The following is a 14967-nucleotide window of genomic DNA, read 5'->3' as shown; positions in this document are numbered from 1 at the left end:
AAATCAGTGTGAGGAAAACATGGATATGGCTAAAAGGCAATCAATCATGATTTTCTAATGATGCGCAGCAATGACATATACATTAAGGGAAATAGGGAGGGTATTTATGAAGAAAAGCAAGCTGTGGTCTCTAGGACTATTTTTGTTGCTTGCTCTTTCAGTGATGCTAGCCGCGTGTAGTGGCGATGAAGGAACAACTGAAGAGCCAACAGAAACAAATGAAGAAACAACTGACGGAACAACAACAGAAGAAACAGAAGAAGTAGTTCCTCAAACTTTAGTATTTGGTCGTGGTGGAGATTCAGTATCTCTAGACCCTGCAATTGTGACTGATGGTGAATCTTTCAAAGTAACAGAAAATATTTACGAGACATTATTGAACTTTGGAGAACAAGACACAACAATTAATCCTGGCTTAGCTAAAGAGTGGGAAGTTAGTGAAGATGGTCTAACATATACTTTCCATCTACAAGAAGGTGTTAAATTCCACGATGGAACAGACTTCAATGCAGAGGCTGTTGTGAAAAACGTGGAACGCTGGAAAGGTGGAGCTGAAGAACAGTTCTATTACTTCCACTCAATGTTTAAAGCGGAAGGAGAAGATATTATTGCAAGTGTAGAAGCAGTAGATGATAAAACTGTTGTCTTCACCCTTTCTCGCCCACAAGCACCATTCTTAAAGAATATAGCGATGAGTCCATTTGCTATTGCTTCTCCAACTGCATTTGAAGCAGCAGGCGAGACATTTGGAGACAATCCAGTAGGAACGGGTCCGTTTAAGTTTGTTGAATGGAAACGCAATGATTCCATTACAGTTGAAAAGAATACAGAATACTGGCAAGAGGGTTTACCTAAATTAGATACAATTATCTTCCGGGCAATTCCAGATAACTCAGCAAGACTGAATGCCCTAATGACGGGTGAAATTGACTTGGCAGATGGCGTTAATCCTTCAGATGCTGCGTCCGTAGAATCTAATGGGGATTTACAGTTGATTGAACGTCCATCTATGAATATTGGTTATTTAGGTTTAACAAATACACGTCCGCCATTTGACAATAAGCTAGTACGACAAGCAGTGAATCATGCAATAGACAAACAAGCAATTGTCGATGCCTTCTTCCAAGGCCGTGCAGAAGTGGCAGTAAACCCAATGCCTTCATCAATTAGTGGCTATAATGACGAAATTACAGGATATGAATATGATCCTGAAAAAGCGAAGGAATTATTAGCAGAAGCTGGTTATGATGGTGCTGAAATTGAACTTTGGGCAATGCCTGTACCACGTCCATATATGCCGGATGGACAAAAGGTAGCCGAAGCTATTCAGAAAAACTTAAGTGATGTTGGCATCCCTTCAAAAATTGTCACTTTTGAATGGGCGACATATCTAGAAAAAGCCAAGAATGGAGAAGCGGATGCATTCCTATTGGGATGGACAGGCGATAATGGAGATGCAGACAACTTCATTTACACATTGTTGGACAAAGATACGATTGGCAGTAACAACTATGCATACTATTCTAACGATGAAGTACACGAGTTGTTAATTGCAGCACAATCTGAAATTGACGAAGAAAAGCGTACTGAATTATATAAACAAGCACAACAAATTATTCATGAAGATGCGCCGTGGGTTCCTTTAGCACACTCCATCCCATTACTAGCCGGGAAAAAAGGTGTTACTGGCTACTTACCGCACCCAACAGGCTCCGAAAGTTTAATAAACGTATCAATGGAATAAAAATAAGTGCCTGGTACATAAACAATTCAGATTTGTTTGTGTGCCAGGCACCAAAAAAATTTAAAGAGGTGACGTTATGCTTCGGTACATAGGTAAGCGGATTTTTCATTTAATTCCTGTGTTATTGGGAATGACTTTTATCGTATTTTTGATTATCCGTGCGATACCAGGCGATCCAGCCCAAGTGATATTAGGACAGCAAGCAACGGAAGAAGCGACTAAAGCATTACGGGAAAAGCTTGGTCTTGACCAGCCGTGGTATATTCAATATTTTGATTACTTAAAGGGGTTACTAACGGGGGATCTTGGCGAGTCGCTTCGTACAAGCCAACCTATCTCTCAGGAAGTATGGCCTTATTTAGCTGCTACGATTGAACTAGCAGTTTTTGCTATGATTATTGCGGTAGTAATCGGCATGAATGCAGGCATTATCTCCGCATGGTTTCAAAATTCATGGTTTGACTATATTGCCATGGTCATTGCGTTAATTGGTGTATCAATGCCGATTTTTTGGCTTGGCTTGATGGAGCAATGGGCATTTAGTCTTGAATTAAAATGGCTTCCAACTTCAGGTAGAGAAGAGGTCCGCGATCCAGTACAGGCCATAACCCATCTCTATTTAATTGATACGTTAATCCAAGGTCGCTTTGATCAATTCTGGGTCACAATTAAACATTTAATCTTACCTGGAATTGCATTAGCAACAATTCCGATGGCCATTATTGCACGAATGACGCGTTCCTCAATGTTGGAGGTTCTACGTTCAGACTATATTCGAACTGCCCGTGCGAAAGGTCAACGAATGGGCAAAGTCGTTTATAAACATGCATTGAAAAATGCATTAATTCCGATAATCACGATTATTGGATTACAAACAGGTCTACTTTTAGGTGGCGCGATCTTAACAGAAACAATCTTTAGTTGGCCAGGAATCGGCCGCTATATTTATGAGGCGATCGGCTACAGAGATTACACGGTAATTCAATCTGGAATTCTGATTGTTGCTTTTATATTTGTCATCATTAATCTTGTTGTCGATATTTTGTATTCGGCTATAGATTCAAGAATTAAGTATAACTAGAAGGGAGTTGGATTCATGTCTGAGCTGGTTTCTAATTCAGTCGACTTAAAGTCTAAAGAAGAGAAAGTAGTTGGACCATGGAAAGTGGCATGGCGAAGCTTTAGAAAAAGTAAAGCAGCCCTGGTCGGTACAGGAATTGTTGTGTTCTTCGTTTTACTTGCTATATTTGGTCCATTGATTGCACCAGAAGGAATAAATGAACAGAAGTTACAGGATCCAAGTTTGCGATTAGCCCCCCCTTCTAGTGAATACTGGCTAGGGACAGATGATTTTGGGCGGGATATTTTTTCGCGAGTCGTTTATGGCGCGAGAATTTCTTTGGCAGTCGGGTTTTTATCCGTTATATTGTCTGTAGTTGCAGGAACGTTTTTAGGAGTTATTGCAGGCTTCTACGGACGCTTTGTTGATACAATTATTTCAAGAATATTTGATATCATGCTAGCTTTCCCAAGTATTTTATTAGCTATTGCAATTGTATCCATCCTAGGTCCTTCACTGCAAAATGCATTAATAGCGATTGCCATTATCAATATTCCGAACTTTGGCCGCTTAATCCGTTCAAAAGTGTTAAGTGTGAAAGAAGAAGAATACATCGTTGCTGCAAGAGCAATCGGCATGAAGGATTCTCGAATATTGTGGAGACATATTTTACCGAATTCATTTTCACCGGTTATTGTTCAAGGGACGTTAGCGATTGCAACTGCCATCATCGAAGCGGCAGCTTTAAGCTTTTTAGGATTAGGAGCGGAAGCACCACAGCCGGAGTGGGGGAAAATGCTTTCGGATGCACGTGTGCACTTAATGACCGCGCCATGGACGATGATTTTTCCAGGACTAGCTATTATGTTAACGGTGCTAGGATTTAACCTAATGGGGGATGGATTGCGTGATGCGCTAGATCCGAAGATGAAAAATTAGAAAAGGTGAGCTAAATCTGGCTCACCTTTTCTTTCTTTACTCGATTGGAAATAAATCAGATGATAAATATCGTTCGCCCGTGTCAGGTGCCAAACAAAGAACTTTTGCAGATAAAGGAAGCTTTTTTGCTAATTCGATGGCAAAGTAGGCTGAAGCTGCACCAGAAGCACCGACTAGTATTCCTTCTTCTGAAGCAAGCCGTCTTGCGATTATCTGTGCATCATCATCATCAATATGAAGGATTTCATCAAAAACTTCACGGTTTAAAATTTTCGGGATAAATCCTGGTCCTGTACCGGGAATTTTATGAGGTCCCGGAGTACCGCCGGCTAATACCGGGGACCCGGCAGGTTCTACTACATAAATTCTTAAATTCGGAAGGCGTTTTTTTAACTCTTCTCCCGTTCCGGTCACCGTCCCGCCAGTCCCCGCAGTTAAAACAAGAACATCCAGCTGTTCATCGAATGCTTCCAAAATTTCTACTGCAGTCGTCGTACGATGGGCATCGGCATTTGCTTGGTTATCAAATTGCAGGGGAATAAAGCTATCTGGTATGCCATCTGCAATACGTTTTGCTTCGTCAATAGATCCCTTCATACGTAGATTGGCAGGTGTTAAATGAACTTCAGCCCCATAAGCTTGCATCAGCTGCACCCGCTCTTTTGTGGCATTGTCCGGCATTGTAATAATACAAGGGTAGCCTTTTACCGCACAAACCATTGCAAGACCAATGCCGGTGTTCCCGGAAGTGGGTTCGATTACTGTACTTACACCAGGAATTAGTTTACCTTTTTTTTCAGCTTGGACAATCATATTCAATGCAGCACGGTCCTTCACACTGCCACCAGGATTAAAGGATTCTAATTTCATATAAACTTCAGCGCCATTTTCGGAAGGTAATTTATTCAGTTTAACGATAGGCGTATTTCCAACTAATTCGAGAATATTGTTATGTAATTTCATCATCAAAACACCTCTTTAAGTAAATTGATAAAAGCTAGGCAAGATTTACTGCCTAGCTTTAGCTTTTCCATTAATTATAGAACTTTTCCAACAACTTGACTAATTAATAATCTTAAATGTCTGGTACCTATTCTTTTAAGGCTTCTTCTAAGTAAGATAGATTTACTAAGCCATCAATGTTATCTGTAGAGATATAGCCAGCATCCTTGGAAATTGTCGCCATCTCTTTTAAAATTTCTTCTTTCACATCGATTGTAGGAGTTAAGCGAGCGAAGGCTTTTGTTACTTCATCCTTTGATAAATCCTTGCCTGTAAGTTCCTTTACGTGATCAAGGAATAGCTGAACTGCTTCTTCAGGATTTTCGTTAATGAAGTCAACAGCTTGATTGTAAGCAATTAAAGCCTTTTTCGTTAGTTCTGGATTGTTAGAAGTGAAAGCTTTTCTAGCAGCAACTACTGTATTCGTGGATTCACTGCCCCAAGCAAATTCAGATGCATCCAATAATAGTTTCGCATTGCCATTTGTTTCGATATTAACGCCCCATGGTTCTTGTGTAGCTGCTGCATCAATTTCACCTTTTAACATTAAAGCCGCTGTATCAGCAGGTGCTAGCTTCATAGTGGTAATGTCGCCATTGCCGGTAGAACTTGCTGTTAGCCCGGCATCTTGAAGTGATTTCATTAAACCAACGTCCTGTGTACTACCAAATGTAGGTACAGCAACTTTTTTACCTTTTAAATCTTCAACACTATTAATGCCTGAATCTTTTCCAACAACAAGTACAGCACCGCCATTAACAGCCCCGGCAATTATTTCATGCTCTGGATTTTTCACATATGTGTTTAAAGCTGGTGTTGGTCCAACTGAACCGATATCAATTGAGTTTGTTGACATTGCTTCCATAAATGCTGAACCATCATTGAATGTACTAGTAGAAATTTTAATGTCTTCACCAAATTGTTCAGTATAGAAGCCTTTTTCAAGAGCAACGATTGTTGCAATATGTGTCATATTTGGAAAGTACCCGATACGAATTTCAGTTACCGAGTCTTTTTCGGCACTTGATTCTTCGCCGCCACCACATGCAGCCAGAACGGAAATTACAAGGGTTAAAATAGTTAAAAATAACATGTTCTTTTTCATATTCTTCTCCTTAGTGGGTAGTTTGAATACCCCATTTTCTTAATACAAATCGTTCAATTCTTACGAAGATAAAGTTATCGATAAAAGAACCAATAACACCAATAATGATCATGATACTGAAGATTAAATCCATTGCCTGGATGGAACGGCCTAAATCAAGCAATGTTCCAAGTCCACCACTGCCACCCAGTAATTCACCGGCTAAAACCGCACGCCAGGCTAATGCCCAGGCCAAACGCAAACCAGCAATCTGCTGAGGGATTGTTGATTTAAAGATGACTGTTCTAAACAGGTGGAAACCAGATGACCCCATTGTACTGGCTACACGTATGAGTAGGGGAGGGACACTTTTAAAAGCAGTACTTGATGTAATGGTAATTGAAAGGGCAGCCCCTAAAATTACGATGAAAATAACAGAGCCGACACCAAGTCCAAACCATAGAATTGCTAATGGCATCCAGACGATATTTGGAATTGCCTGTAGGCTTGTGACAAAAAAGCCTAGTGTATCATCGACAATTTTATATTTATAAATTAAGAAACCAAGTACAAATCCAATAATGACAGCTATGATGAAGCCAATAAATAATCGGATAAGGGAAGAGCCTGTAGCATCCAATAATTGACCACTTATAATTCCGTTTACTAATGTTTTTACAACTGTAACGCCACCCGTGTCATTAGGAATGATTAATGGCGGCCACATAAAAGCAGGGAAGACGTCAAATTTAGATATCGCTTCCCATATTGTTATTAGGATCAACACGAAGATGGTCCGTCTTAAGAGCGTAATCACTACCTAATTCCTCCTTCAGCACTTTTTCCATTTCTTGTTCCAGCTCTGTTAATATTCGACTCTCTAAATGTATTAAAATGCTGTCTGAAGAATTTCTTGGGCGAGCTGCTTGCACAGGGAATATGTTTTTTATTCCTCCAGGCCGTGTTTTCATTAATACAATTCGATCTGATAATACAACAGCTTCACGAATATTATGAGTTACAAAAATGATTGTTTTTCCTGTTTCGCGCCAGAGCTTATCAAGCTCCTTATGTAGTACCATTCGAGTTTGTTCATCTAATGCAGCGAATGGTTCATCCATTAACAGAATCTCTGGATCAGTTACTAATGCCCGGGCAATGGCAACACGTTGTTTCATTCCACCAGATAATTCATGGGGCATGGCATGAGCGAATTTCCCAAGGTGAACCTTTTGCAGCCAATCAAGTGCACGACTTTTTGCTTCTTCCTTAGGTACTTTTTTTATAAGAAGACCGTACATAACATTGTCCAAAACACTCATCCATGGAAATAGACCAGATTCCTGGAAAACGACTATCCGATCGTTGCCTGGACCTTTAATAGGTTTATCATTGACTAGCAGGCAGCCTGAAGATTCTTTTTCCAGACCTGCAACAATATTTAAAAGTGTGGATTTTCCACAACCGGACGGGCCCAATAAGGATATAAATTCCCCTTTTTTAATAGTTAATGAAACATCATCTAACGCAATTGTAGGAGTGTGATCTTTTCTCTGAAACTCCTTATGAACATTTTTTAGAATAATATGTTCGTCAGCCAAAACAAAACCCTCCATTCTGATAAAACATAGTGTTATACTAAGATTTAATTAGTTTCCATTTTATGTTTTGTGTTATATTCTTTCTGTCACTTTTGTTACAAATATTCAGAATAATGTTTATACAAAGTAAATTTAAAGGGGTGTTTGTGAAATGATGAAAGAGCTTGAACAATATAGTAAGGAAATTTTTATAAATAAAGGGCAGGTAATATATCAAACAGGGGACCCCATCAACTCTGTTTATTTTTTAAACAAAGGACTAATAAAATTAGCTGAAGATGGAGAGGATGGACAGCCAGTCACAATCGTACTCCTGCAAGAAGGGGAAATGTTTGGTTTTTTAGATCGGCTAAATAATTATTCAGAGCATACCCAGTATGCGGTTGCGTTAACAGACTCCAGCCTCCTTGCATATCCAATTGACGTGGTATTAAAACATTTGGATAAGCTTTCGGCTATTGAAAGAGCATTATTTTTTTCGTTAGTCAGGCAATTAGCAGAAACAAAACAATTAGTATATGTTCACTCGAAAATGACAGTGCCAGAGAGAATTAGCTGGTTTTTGATAAAACTGGCCAAGATGGAAAATGGGATTGCTACAATCAGTATGCCGTTAACACATGAAGAAATTTCCTATATGGTTGGATGTAGTCGGCAAAAAGTAACTACTTATTTAAGTAAATGGAAGAAAGAAGGGACCATACAATATGACCGGGGATTTATTCAGTTGATTGATGTAGATAAGCTCCACTAAAAAAATAAAACTCCCCATGACGTTTCCTCATGGGGAGTTCGATTAAAGGAGATGGAAATCTGCAAAGAAGTACAACAGCTCAAGTTCTTATTGGTCGAGTTGTGTTTTTCTAATAGAAGCTTTGCTCTAGATCTGAGTTTTTTTCGTTGCCATGGTAGCTTCTATAAGAGACGATTAAAGTATCTAAATGTTCTAGATTCTCCTCGTAATCCAGTAGTCGAGAGAAGATATAGAACAGGTGATAACTTGAAAACTCCTCTTCGCCCTCTCTCTTTTCTTCAAATGCAATCTGTTGGATTAGCTTCTGCATTACATCTACATATTTTTTGTCTTGCTCATCAATCCATTTCGAATGCTCTGGTTTTAGCTTTCCAGTGAATTTTAAAAGTAATTGTTCATGGAAAGTAAGAAGAAAGTCCAGGCGTTCCTGTACCATTCCACGGAACTGGCCAGGTAAATTGGCAATTTCATTTTCATGCTTATGCAATCGGTACAAAAGCTCTAAACTTTTTTTTGTTGTCGTAATCATTTGACGATAAAGGACGAGTTTACGAGCTTGTACAAAACGCTTCTTCTTCGAGTAATGTCGTTCTTCTTTGTAGAAATCATACATTTTTTCAACATCACTAAGTTGTTCCTGAAACTTATTCAATGCAGCTTTAGTCGAGGTATGCTCGGATGCTTGCCTTGCTGCAAGTCGCGTCCAGCGAATAATATCATCTTGTAATGAATCAATCATTGTAAATAATTTAATTTCATATCGAGGTGGAAGAAACACTAAATTAACGATAAATGCTGCAAATACCCCAACCATCACCGTCAGAAATCGAATGACACCGAATTCTAGGAAGTCATCTCCTTCGAAGATCATAATTGCCACTACTGTAACAAGTGCTAAAGAAATCGAACTATCCAACTTGAATCTTCTCATTAATCCAATCACGATGATGGCGGCAATCCCGATTGCGACAATATGATGGCCAAAAATTAAACCAAATAGTACGGCAACTGTTGCACCAATAATATTCCCTTGAATTTGTTCAAGGATGGATAAATAAGAACGGTAAATAGACGGTTGAATGGCAAATATAGCCGCAATCCCAGCGAAAACAGGCGAAGGTAAATTTAGTAATTCTGCTAGAAAAAGTGCAAATACAATTGCCACACCTGTTTTTAAAACACGGGCACCTAATTGCATGTAAAAATACGCCCTCTCTTTTTTAAATACTTTACCCCTCAAAACATGAGGAAATCACATTACTTTACCTAATTTTCTTATTCTGGTCAACTAGTTTAGTGTATTGATATAGAAATAAAATTATTAGCAAATGTTGTGATCAATTATTTTAATCGTGAAAAGGCATAATCCACAGCTGCAATTGTTTCTACAATATCTTCTTCTTTATGTTCAGTTGTTAAGAACCATGCTTCATATTTAGAAGGCGCAAGATTTACCCCTTTAGAGAGCATTAATTTAAAGAAGCGACCGAACATTTCGCCATCAGAGTTTTCGGCTTGCTCATAGTTTTCAACTTTTTCATTTGTGAAGTAAAGAGTTAATGCCCCTTTTAAGCGGTTAACTGAAATGGTAACATCGTGTTTTTCTGCTGCCTCTAAAATGCCTTTTTCTAATAATGCACCTAGACGATCCATTTCATCATAAACACCAGGCTGTTTTAATACTTCAAGACATGCGATTCCCGCAAGCATTGACGCAGGGTTCCCGGCCATTGTACCAGCTTGATAGGCAGGGCCAAGGGGAGCAACAGTTTCCATAATTTCTTTTCGACCACCGTAAGCACCGATTGGCAGACCGCCACCAATAATTTTACCCATTGCCGTCAAGTCCGGTGTTAAGCCAAGTAAATCTTGTGCCGCACCATAATGGAATCGGAAAGCGGTAATAACTTCATCGTGAATTGTTAGAGCGCCTTTTTCTTTTGCACTTTCATGAACATATTCCAAAAATCCTGGTTTAGGCTCAACGATACCGAAGTTTCCTACAATTGGTTCGATTAGGATTGCAGCTACCTCCTCGCCCCATTTATCCATCGCTAATTGGAATTGTTCTTTATTATTAAAAGGTACTGTTATTACTTCTGTAGCTACTGCAACAGGCACACCGGCAGAATCTGGAGAACCCAGCGTTGCAGGACCAGATCCGGCAGCAACTAGCACTTGGTCGAAATGTCCATGATAGCACCCCGCAAACTTAATGATTTTCGTACGGCCAGTATAAGCGCGGGCAACTCGTACAGTTGTCATGACTGCTTCTGTACCAGAATTCGTGAAACGGACTTTATCTAATGAAGGAATCGCATCCTTTAACATTTTGGCAAATTTCACTTCATGTTCTGTAGGAGTTCCATACAAAACGCCAGTTTCTGCTGCCTGAGTGATTGCTTTTGCGATATGTGGGTGACCAAATCCAGTGATAATCGGGCCGTAAGCTGCTAAGTAGTCAATGTAACGATTGCCATCAACATCCCAAAAATAAGCTCCATTCCCTTTAGCCATTACAACAGGTGCGCCACCACCAACTGCTTTATAAGAACGTGATGGACTATTTACCCCACCAACGATATGCTCTAATGCCTCTATTTGAATTTTTTCAGATTTTGTATGATTCATTTGTAAAGCCTCCTCATTTATTTCACATCCTATTGTAGACCTAATCGAAAGCGAATGCCAAAGAATTTGAAACTCATACTCTTCTTTTGTAGGATAGAGAAAAGGGAGGAATATATATGGAATCATTAGTAAATATGGAAGCGCCGGACTTTACATTATTAAATGAAAAAGAAGAGAACGTTTCTTTACGAGATTTTCGAGGCAAGAAGGTTGTGCTCTATTTTTACCCAAAGGATATGACGCCAGGTTGTACTACGGAAGCATGTGATTTTCGAGATCGTTATGAAGAGTTTTCTGATTTAAATACAGTAATCCTTGGTGTCAGTCTTGATGAAGCAAGCAAGCATACAAAATTCATAGAAAAATATGGTTTGCCTTTCTCATTATTAGTTGATGAAAATCATGAGGTAGCTGAAAAATATGGAGTTTGGGTATTAAAGAAAATGTATGGCCGCGAATTCATGGGAATAGAACGTGCGACTTTCCTAATAAGCGAAGAAGGAATTGTTGAAAAGGAATGGCGTAAAGTAAAAGTGAAAAACCATATTGAGGAAGTCCTGGAAAGTCTGCGCTGAGAAACTGCCGTACAATTTATCTAATTTGGAGGGGGAAAAATGAAAGTATATTTTACTTTTGATTCTAGACCGGATTTACAAAAGCAATTAGTAGAACAATTTCCTGAAGTAGAGTTTGCCTTTCGTAAGGGAATTCTTGAGAAAGAAATAAAAACAGCAGAAGTCATTGTTACATACGGTGAAGATTTAAAGGATGAGCATATTGATAAAGCGCAAAATTTGAAATGGATATTCGTTGCTTCTGCTGGAGTTGAAAAAATGCCGAAAAATGCTATTGCCGAGCGAGACATCCTAGTATCCAATGTACGGGGAATTCATAAAAAGCCGATGACTGAATCGATTCTCGCACATATTTTGTCCATAAAACGTGTATTGCCAACTATTTATAATAACCAACGAAACAAAATATGGGACAAAAGAGGCGGTCATCCAACAGAACTTAATGGAAGCACGGCATTAATCATTGGTCCAGGGGCGATTGGCGGTGAAATCGGAAGACTGCTGCAGGCTTTCGAAGTCTATACAATTGGCTGTAACCGAAGTGGGAATCCAGCAGACTATATGAATGAAACTTATCGTATTGATGATATAGCTGAACACTTGCCTAAAGCAGATATTGTCATATCGGTTTTGCCTAGCACGGAAGAAACGGAGCATTTAATAGGGTATGAACATTTTCAAGTAATGCGCGACAATGCGATCTTTATGAATTTTGGTAGAGGGAATTTAGTAGAGACAGATGTATTGATTCGTGCCCTTGAGGAAAATCAAATTCAACATGCGGTACTCGATGTCTTTGAACAAGAGCCTTTACCGCTTGATAGTAGGCTTTGGGAATTGGATAACGTAACGATTTCTCCTCATTGCTCAAGTCACTCATCTCGATATTTAGAAAGAAGCTTAGAGATCTTTATACCAAGCCTGGAAAAATATCTAAATGGGGATATGGATATTGAGAATAAGATGAATATTTTACGTGGTTATTGAGAATAAAATAGGTATATTGAAAATCCTCGCAGAGATAATATACTGAATATTTCTTATATTAATAATGCTAAATAATTAATAATGATAATTTTTTATTATACATCTCGTTTAAATAACAGGAGAAGATATGGAATTGTTGACTACATTCAATAAATTGGGTACACTAATTATAACTATTATTAACTAAGAATTAAGTAGAAAGAGGTGCATGGCGATGTCTGATATGCATTTAAAAGATGCCCTAGACACGTTAAAGACAACTGGTGTAAGAATTACTCCGCAGCGTCATGCTATTTTGGAATATTTAATTGAATCAATGACACATCCAACTGCAGATGAAATATATAAAGCTCTAGAAGGTAAGTTTCCCAATATGAGTGTAGCAACTGTTTACAATAACCTACGTGTATTCCGTGAATCAGGTTTAGTGAAGGAACTAACATATGGAGATGCAGCAAGTCGATTTGATTTCGTTACAAATGACCATTATCACATGATTTGTGAATCCTGTGGAAAGATTGTCGATTTCCATTATCCAGGTTTAAACGAAGTGGAGCAATTTGCATCGCATGTAACAGGCTATAAAGTACATTCACATCGCTTAGAATTATACGGTACTTGTCAGGAATGTCTTGAAAATGCGGGAAAACAAGTTTTGTAGTCAAGGCTAAACCTAGTAACGGTATGTTGCTAGGTTTTTTATTTTGCTAATACAATCATAGTTTATAAGATAGTGAACGAAAAAAGTCGACCCAGTATAGGAGTCGACTTGTATCTATCGGTTTTTATTATAATCTTGATCGAACTCTTTGCCTTCCAATGTTGGGTCTAATGTAAGAGGTTCGTTACAGTACATACACATATCCACACGGCCGAGTACCTTAGTATGTCTATTGCAATTCGGGCACACTACTTGTACAGCTTTTGTTGAAAGTAAACCGATCCAGCCATAAACGGCCGTACTGCCAATTATGCATAATAATCCTAGCGTCATAAAGATGATAACCAAAATTTGATTTTCACGGAAGAAGATTGCCCCGTACATAATAACAAAACCAATGAAGATTAATGATAGGGCGAATGAGCGAATTTTATTTATTTTATTTTTATATGTCTTTGCCATAATACTTTAGCCTCCCAATCTAGATTCTACTATAACATAGAACGTTTTCATTTGAGGATAAGAAAGTATAGAAATTTTTAAGGAAAGATTCATATTAGATAATCCGGAACTTTGAATAACAAAATAAGTTCTTCTATATAGTAATAGATATATAAAAGAAGGATTCTTTTTATGGATGTCGAAAAAACAAATTATCGTAATTGTAATTTAGGAGGATTATCATGGAGCATATTTTGCGCCCGATCTACCAAGAACGTGCAAGCCAGTCAGATACTTTAGGTGTTATTCTTGTGACGAAACGAGAAGAAACAATGAGTGTTACGGATACATTTGACGCAGTATTATTAATTGTTGTAAAAGAAGCGGACATTCCCATTTTTACTAAACATTATTTACATGAAGATAAAAAAATGGCCATGCACGTAATTACGGAAGAGTTATTAAATAAAAGATTGAATGTTGGATTAGATAGAAGAATTGTAGATTGGATTTTCCATGGCAAAATCAAGTTCGATCGTAATGAGTATCTATCTAATTTAAGATTGAAGCTTCAAGAGTTTCCTTTCTTGGGGCGTAAATTAAAGACAGGCATTCAATTTTCTAAATTGATTCGTCGTTATTTGGAAGGGAAAGAGTTTTTCAATCGAGGGAATTATTTTGATTCCTATCACCATGTCGTGGATTCCTTGCATCATTTAGCTCGCTTAGCAGTAATTGAAAATGGTTTATATCCAGAAGTAACAGTGTGGTCGCAAGTGAAAAAGTTAGAGCCATCTATTTATAAACTATATGAAGAACTTGTGATGAGTAATGAAAGCTTGGAGAAAAGACTGGAGCTTCTATTTTTAGCCATCGAGTTCCTAATCAATTCGAGAACACATGACGGGGCGCAGCATATATTAGAGACGATGTTATCAAAAGATACATGGACTACACAGGAATTACATAATCATAACGAGTTGCAATATTATTCGAAGGATTTGGAAGTATTTGTTGAGTATTTGATCGATAAAGGATATATCATTGCAGCATCTAAGCTTTCAAAGAGCGGCTTGATCTATCATCGACATTATAAAGTAGATAAAGATTTTGTCTCTTCTTCATATGATTGATTCGTGTAGTATTGAGTGATTTACAGATGAAGGAATAAAGTGGTTTCGGGGTGTTTAATACACCTCGAAAAATTTTTGCAGAAAGTGTTGACTTTCATATCAGTCTCGTTGTATTATTATAAACGTCGCTGATGCGATGAAATAAAAAGACATCTTAACAAACAAATGTTGAAAAAACTTTTTAAAAAAGTTGTTGACAGAGATTGAGTGAGATGTTAATATAGAGAAGTCGCTGAAAAACGATTGAAAAATGAACCTTGAAAACTGAACAACAAAACGTTAATGAAACATAGTTTCTTCTATTAATTTAGAGAAACAAAATTTTGGACATCAAAATTGATGCCAGCAGATGTTT

At 38.1% G+C, this 14967-nt stretch carries 15 protein-coding genes; 8 read left to right on the top strand and 7 right to left on the bottom strand.

What is annotated here, in order from left to right:
• Positions 1-106 precede the first annotated feature (106 nt).
• The 3 genes from ACFQU5_RS16205 (at position 107) to ACFQU5_RS16195 (ending at position 3743) form a co-directional block, all read left to right on the top strand.
• Positions 107-1744 (top strand): ABC transporter substrate-binding protein, encoded by a 1638-nt coding sequence (locus ACFQU5_RS16205; protein WP_390290051.1) that lies wholly within the window; start codon positions 107-109, stop codon positions 1742-1744.
• 76 nt (positions 1745-1820) lie between these two features.
• Positions 1821-2825, top strand: a complete 1005-nt coding sequence (locus ACFQU5_RS16200) for an ABC transporter permease (RefSeq protein ID WP_390290048.1) — start codon at positions 1821-1823, stop codon at positions 2823-2825.
• 15 nt (positions 2826-2840) lie between these two features.
• A complete protein-coding gene (locus ACFQU5_RS16195; protein WP_390290045.1) occupies positions 2841-3743 on the top strand; it encodes an ABC transporter permease in 903 nt (300 codons plus the stop codon).
• Positions 3744-3779: 36 nt separating this feature from the next.
• On the opposite strand, the gene cysK is transcribed toward ACFQU5_RS16195, so the two are convergent.
• From cysK to ACFQU5_RS16175, 4 genes are all read right to left on the bottom strand, one after another.
• Positions 3780-4706: a cysteine synthase A gene (cysK, locus tag ACFQU5_RS16190; protein WP_390290121.1), complete on the bottom strand. Its 927-nt coding sequence runs from the start codon at positions 4704-4706 to the stop codon at positions 3780-3782.
• 127 nt (positions 4707-4833) lie between these two features.
• On the bottom strand, positions 4834-5850 hold the full coding sequence (locus ACFQU5_RS16185) for an aliphatic sulfonate ABC transporter substrate-binding protein (protein WP_390290042.1): 1017 nt from the start codon (positions 5848-5850) through the stop codon (positions 4834-4836).
• 10 nt (positions 5851-5860) lie between these two features.
• Complete coding sequence (locus tag ACFQU5_RS16180; protein WP_390290039.1) at positions 5861-6646, bottom strand: ABC transporter permease; 786 nt, start codon at positions 6644-6646, stop codon at positions 5861-5863.
• Positions 6579-7445 (bottom strand): ABC transporter ATP-binding protein, encoded by an 867-nt coding sequence (locus tag ACFQU5_RS16175; protein ID WP_390290036.1) that lies wholly within the window; start codon positions 7443-7445, stop codon positions 6579-6581. The genes ACFQU5_RS16180 and ACFQU5_RS16175 overlap by 68 nt, the downstream gene beginning before the upstream one ends.
• Positions 7446-7581: 136 nt before the next feature.
• Here ACFQU5_RS16175 and ACFQU5_RS16170 point away from each other — a divergent pair, with 136 nt between their 5' ends.
• A complete protein-coding gene (locus ACFQU5_RS16170; protein WP_390290033.1) occupies positions 7582-8184 on the top strand; it encodes a Crp/Fnr family transcriptional regulator in 603 nt (200 codons plus the stop codon).
• A gap of 109 nt (positions 8185-8293) precedes the next feature.
• Here ACFQU5_RS16170 and ACFQU5_RS16165 read toward each other — a convergent pair whose 3' ends face one another.
• Positions 8294-9382: an FUSC family protein gene (locus ACFQU5_RS16165; RefSeq protein ID WP_390290030.1), complete on the bottom strand. Its 1089-nt coding sequence runs from the start codon at positions 9380-9382 to the stop codon at positions 8294-8296.
• Between the two features lie 143 nt (positions 9383-9525).
• Positions 9526-10815 (bottom strand): glutamate-1-semialdehyde 2,1-aminomutase, encoded by a 1290-nt coding sequence (locus ACFQU5_RS16160; protein WP_390290027.1) that lies wholly within the window; start codon positions 10813-10815, stop codon positions 9526-9528.
• A gap of 116 nt (positions 10816-10931) precedes the next feature.
• Between ACFQU5_RS16160 and bcp the strand changes: the two genes are divergently transcribed.
• From bcp to perR, 3 genes are all read left to right on the top strand, one after another.
• Positions 10932-11390, top strand: a complete 459-nt coding sequence (bcp, locus tag ACFQU5_RS16155) for a thioredoxin-dependent thiol peroxidase (protein ID WP_390290024.1) — start codon at positions 10932-10934, stop codon at positions 11388-11390.
• Positions 11391-11429: 39 nt separating this feature from the next.
• Positions 11430-12377: a D-2-hydroxyacid dehydrogenase gene (locus ACFQU5_RS16150; RefSeq protein WP_390290020.1), complete on the top strand. Its 948-nt coding sequence runs from the start codon at positions 11430-11432 to the stop codon at positions 12375-12377.
• A 214-nt stretch (positions 12378-12591) separates the two neighbouring features.
• The gene (gene perR / locus ACFQU5_RS16145; protein ID WP_390290017.1) at positions 12592-13038 is read left to right on the top strand and encodes a peroxide-responsive transcriptional repressor PerR; all 447 of its coding nucleotides are present in this window, start codon (positions 12592-12594) and stop codon (positions 13036-13038) included.
• A 114-nt stretch (positions 13039-13152) separates the two neighbouring features.
• On the opposite strand, the gene ACFQU5_RS16140 is transcribed toward perR, so the two are convergent.
• Complete coding sequence (locus ACFQU5_RS16140) at positions 13153-13500, bottom strand: YgzB family protein (protein ID WP_390290014.1); 348 nt, start codon at positions 13498-13500, stop codon at positions 13153-13155.
• Between the two features lie 221 nt (positions 13501-13721).
• Here ACFQU5_RS16140 and ACFQU5_RS16135 point away from each other — a divergent pair, with 221 nt between their 5' ends.
• Positions 13722-14612: a nucleotidyltransferase-like protein gene (locus ACFQU5_RS16135; RefSeq protein ID WP_390290011.1), complete on the top strand. Its 891-nt coding sequence runs from the start codon at positions 13722-13724 to the stop codon at positions 14610-14612.
• The last annotated feature ends 355 nt before the right edge of the window (positions 14613-14967 follow it).

This window comes from Ureibacillus sp. GCM10028918, assembly GCF_042666115.1.
GTDB lineage: Bacteria > Bacillota > Bacilli > Bacillales_A > Planococcaceae > Ureibacillus.
This window is presented reverse-complemented; position numbering and strand designations above follow the sequence as displayed.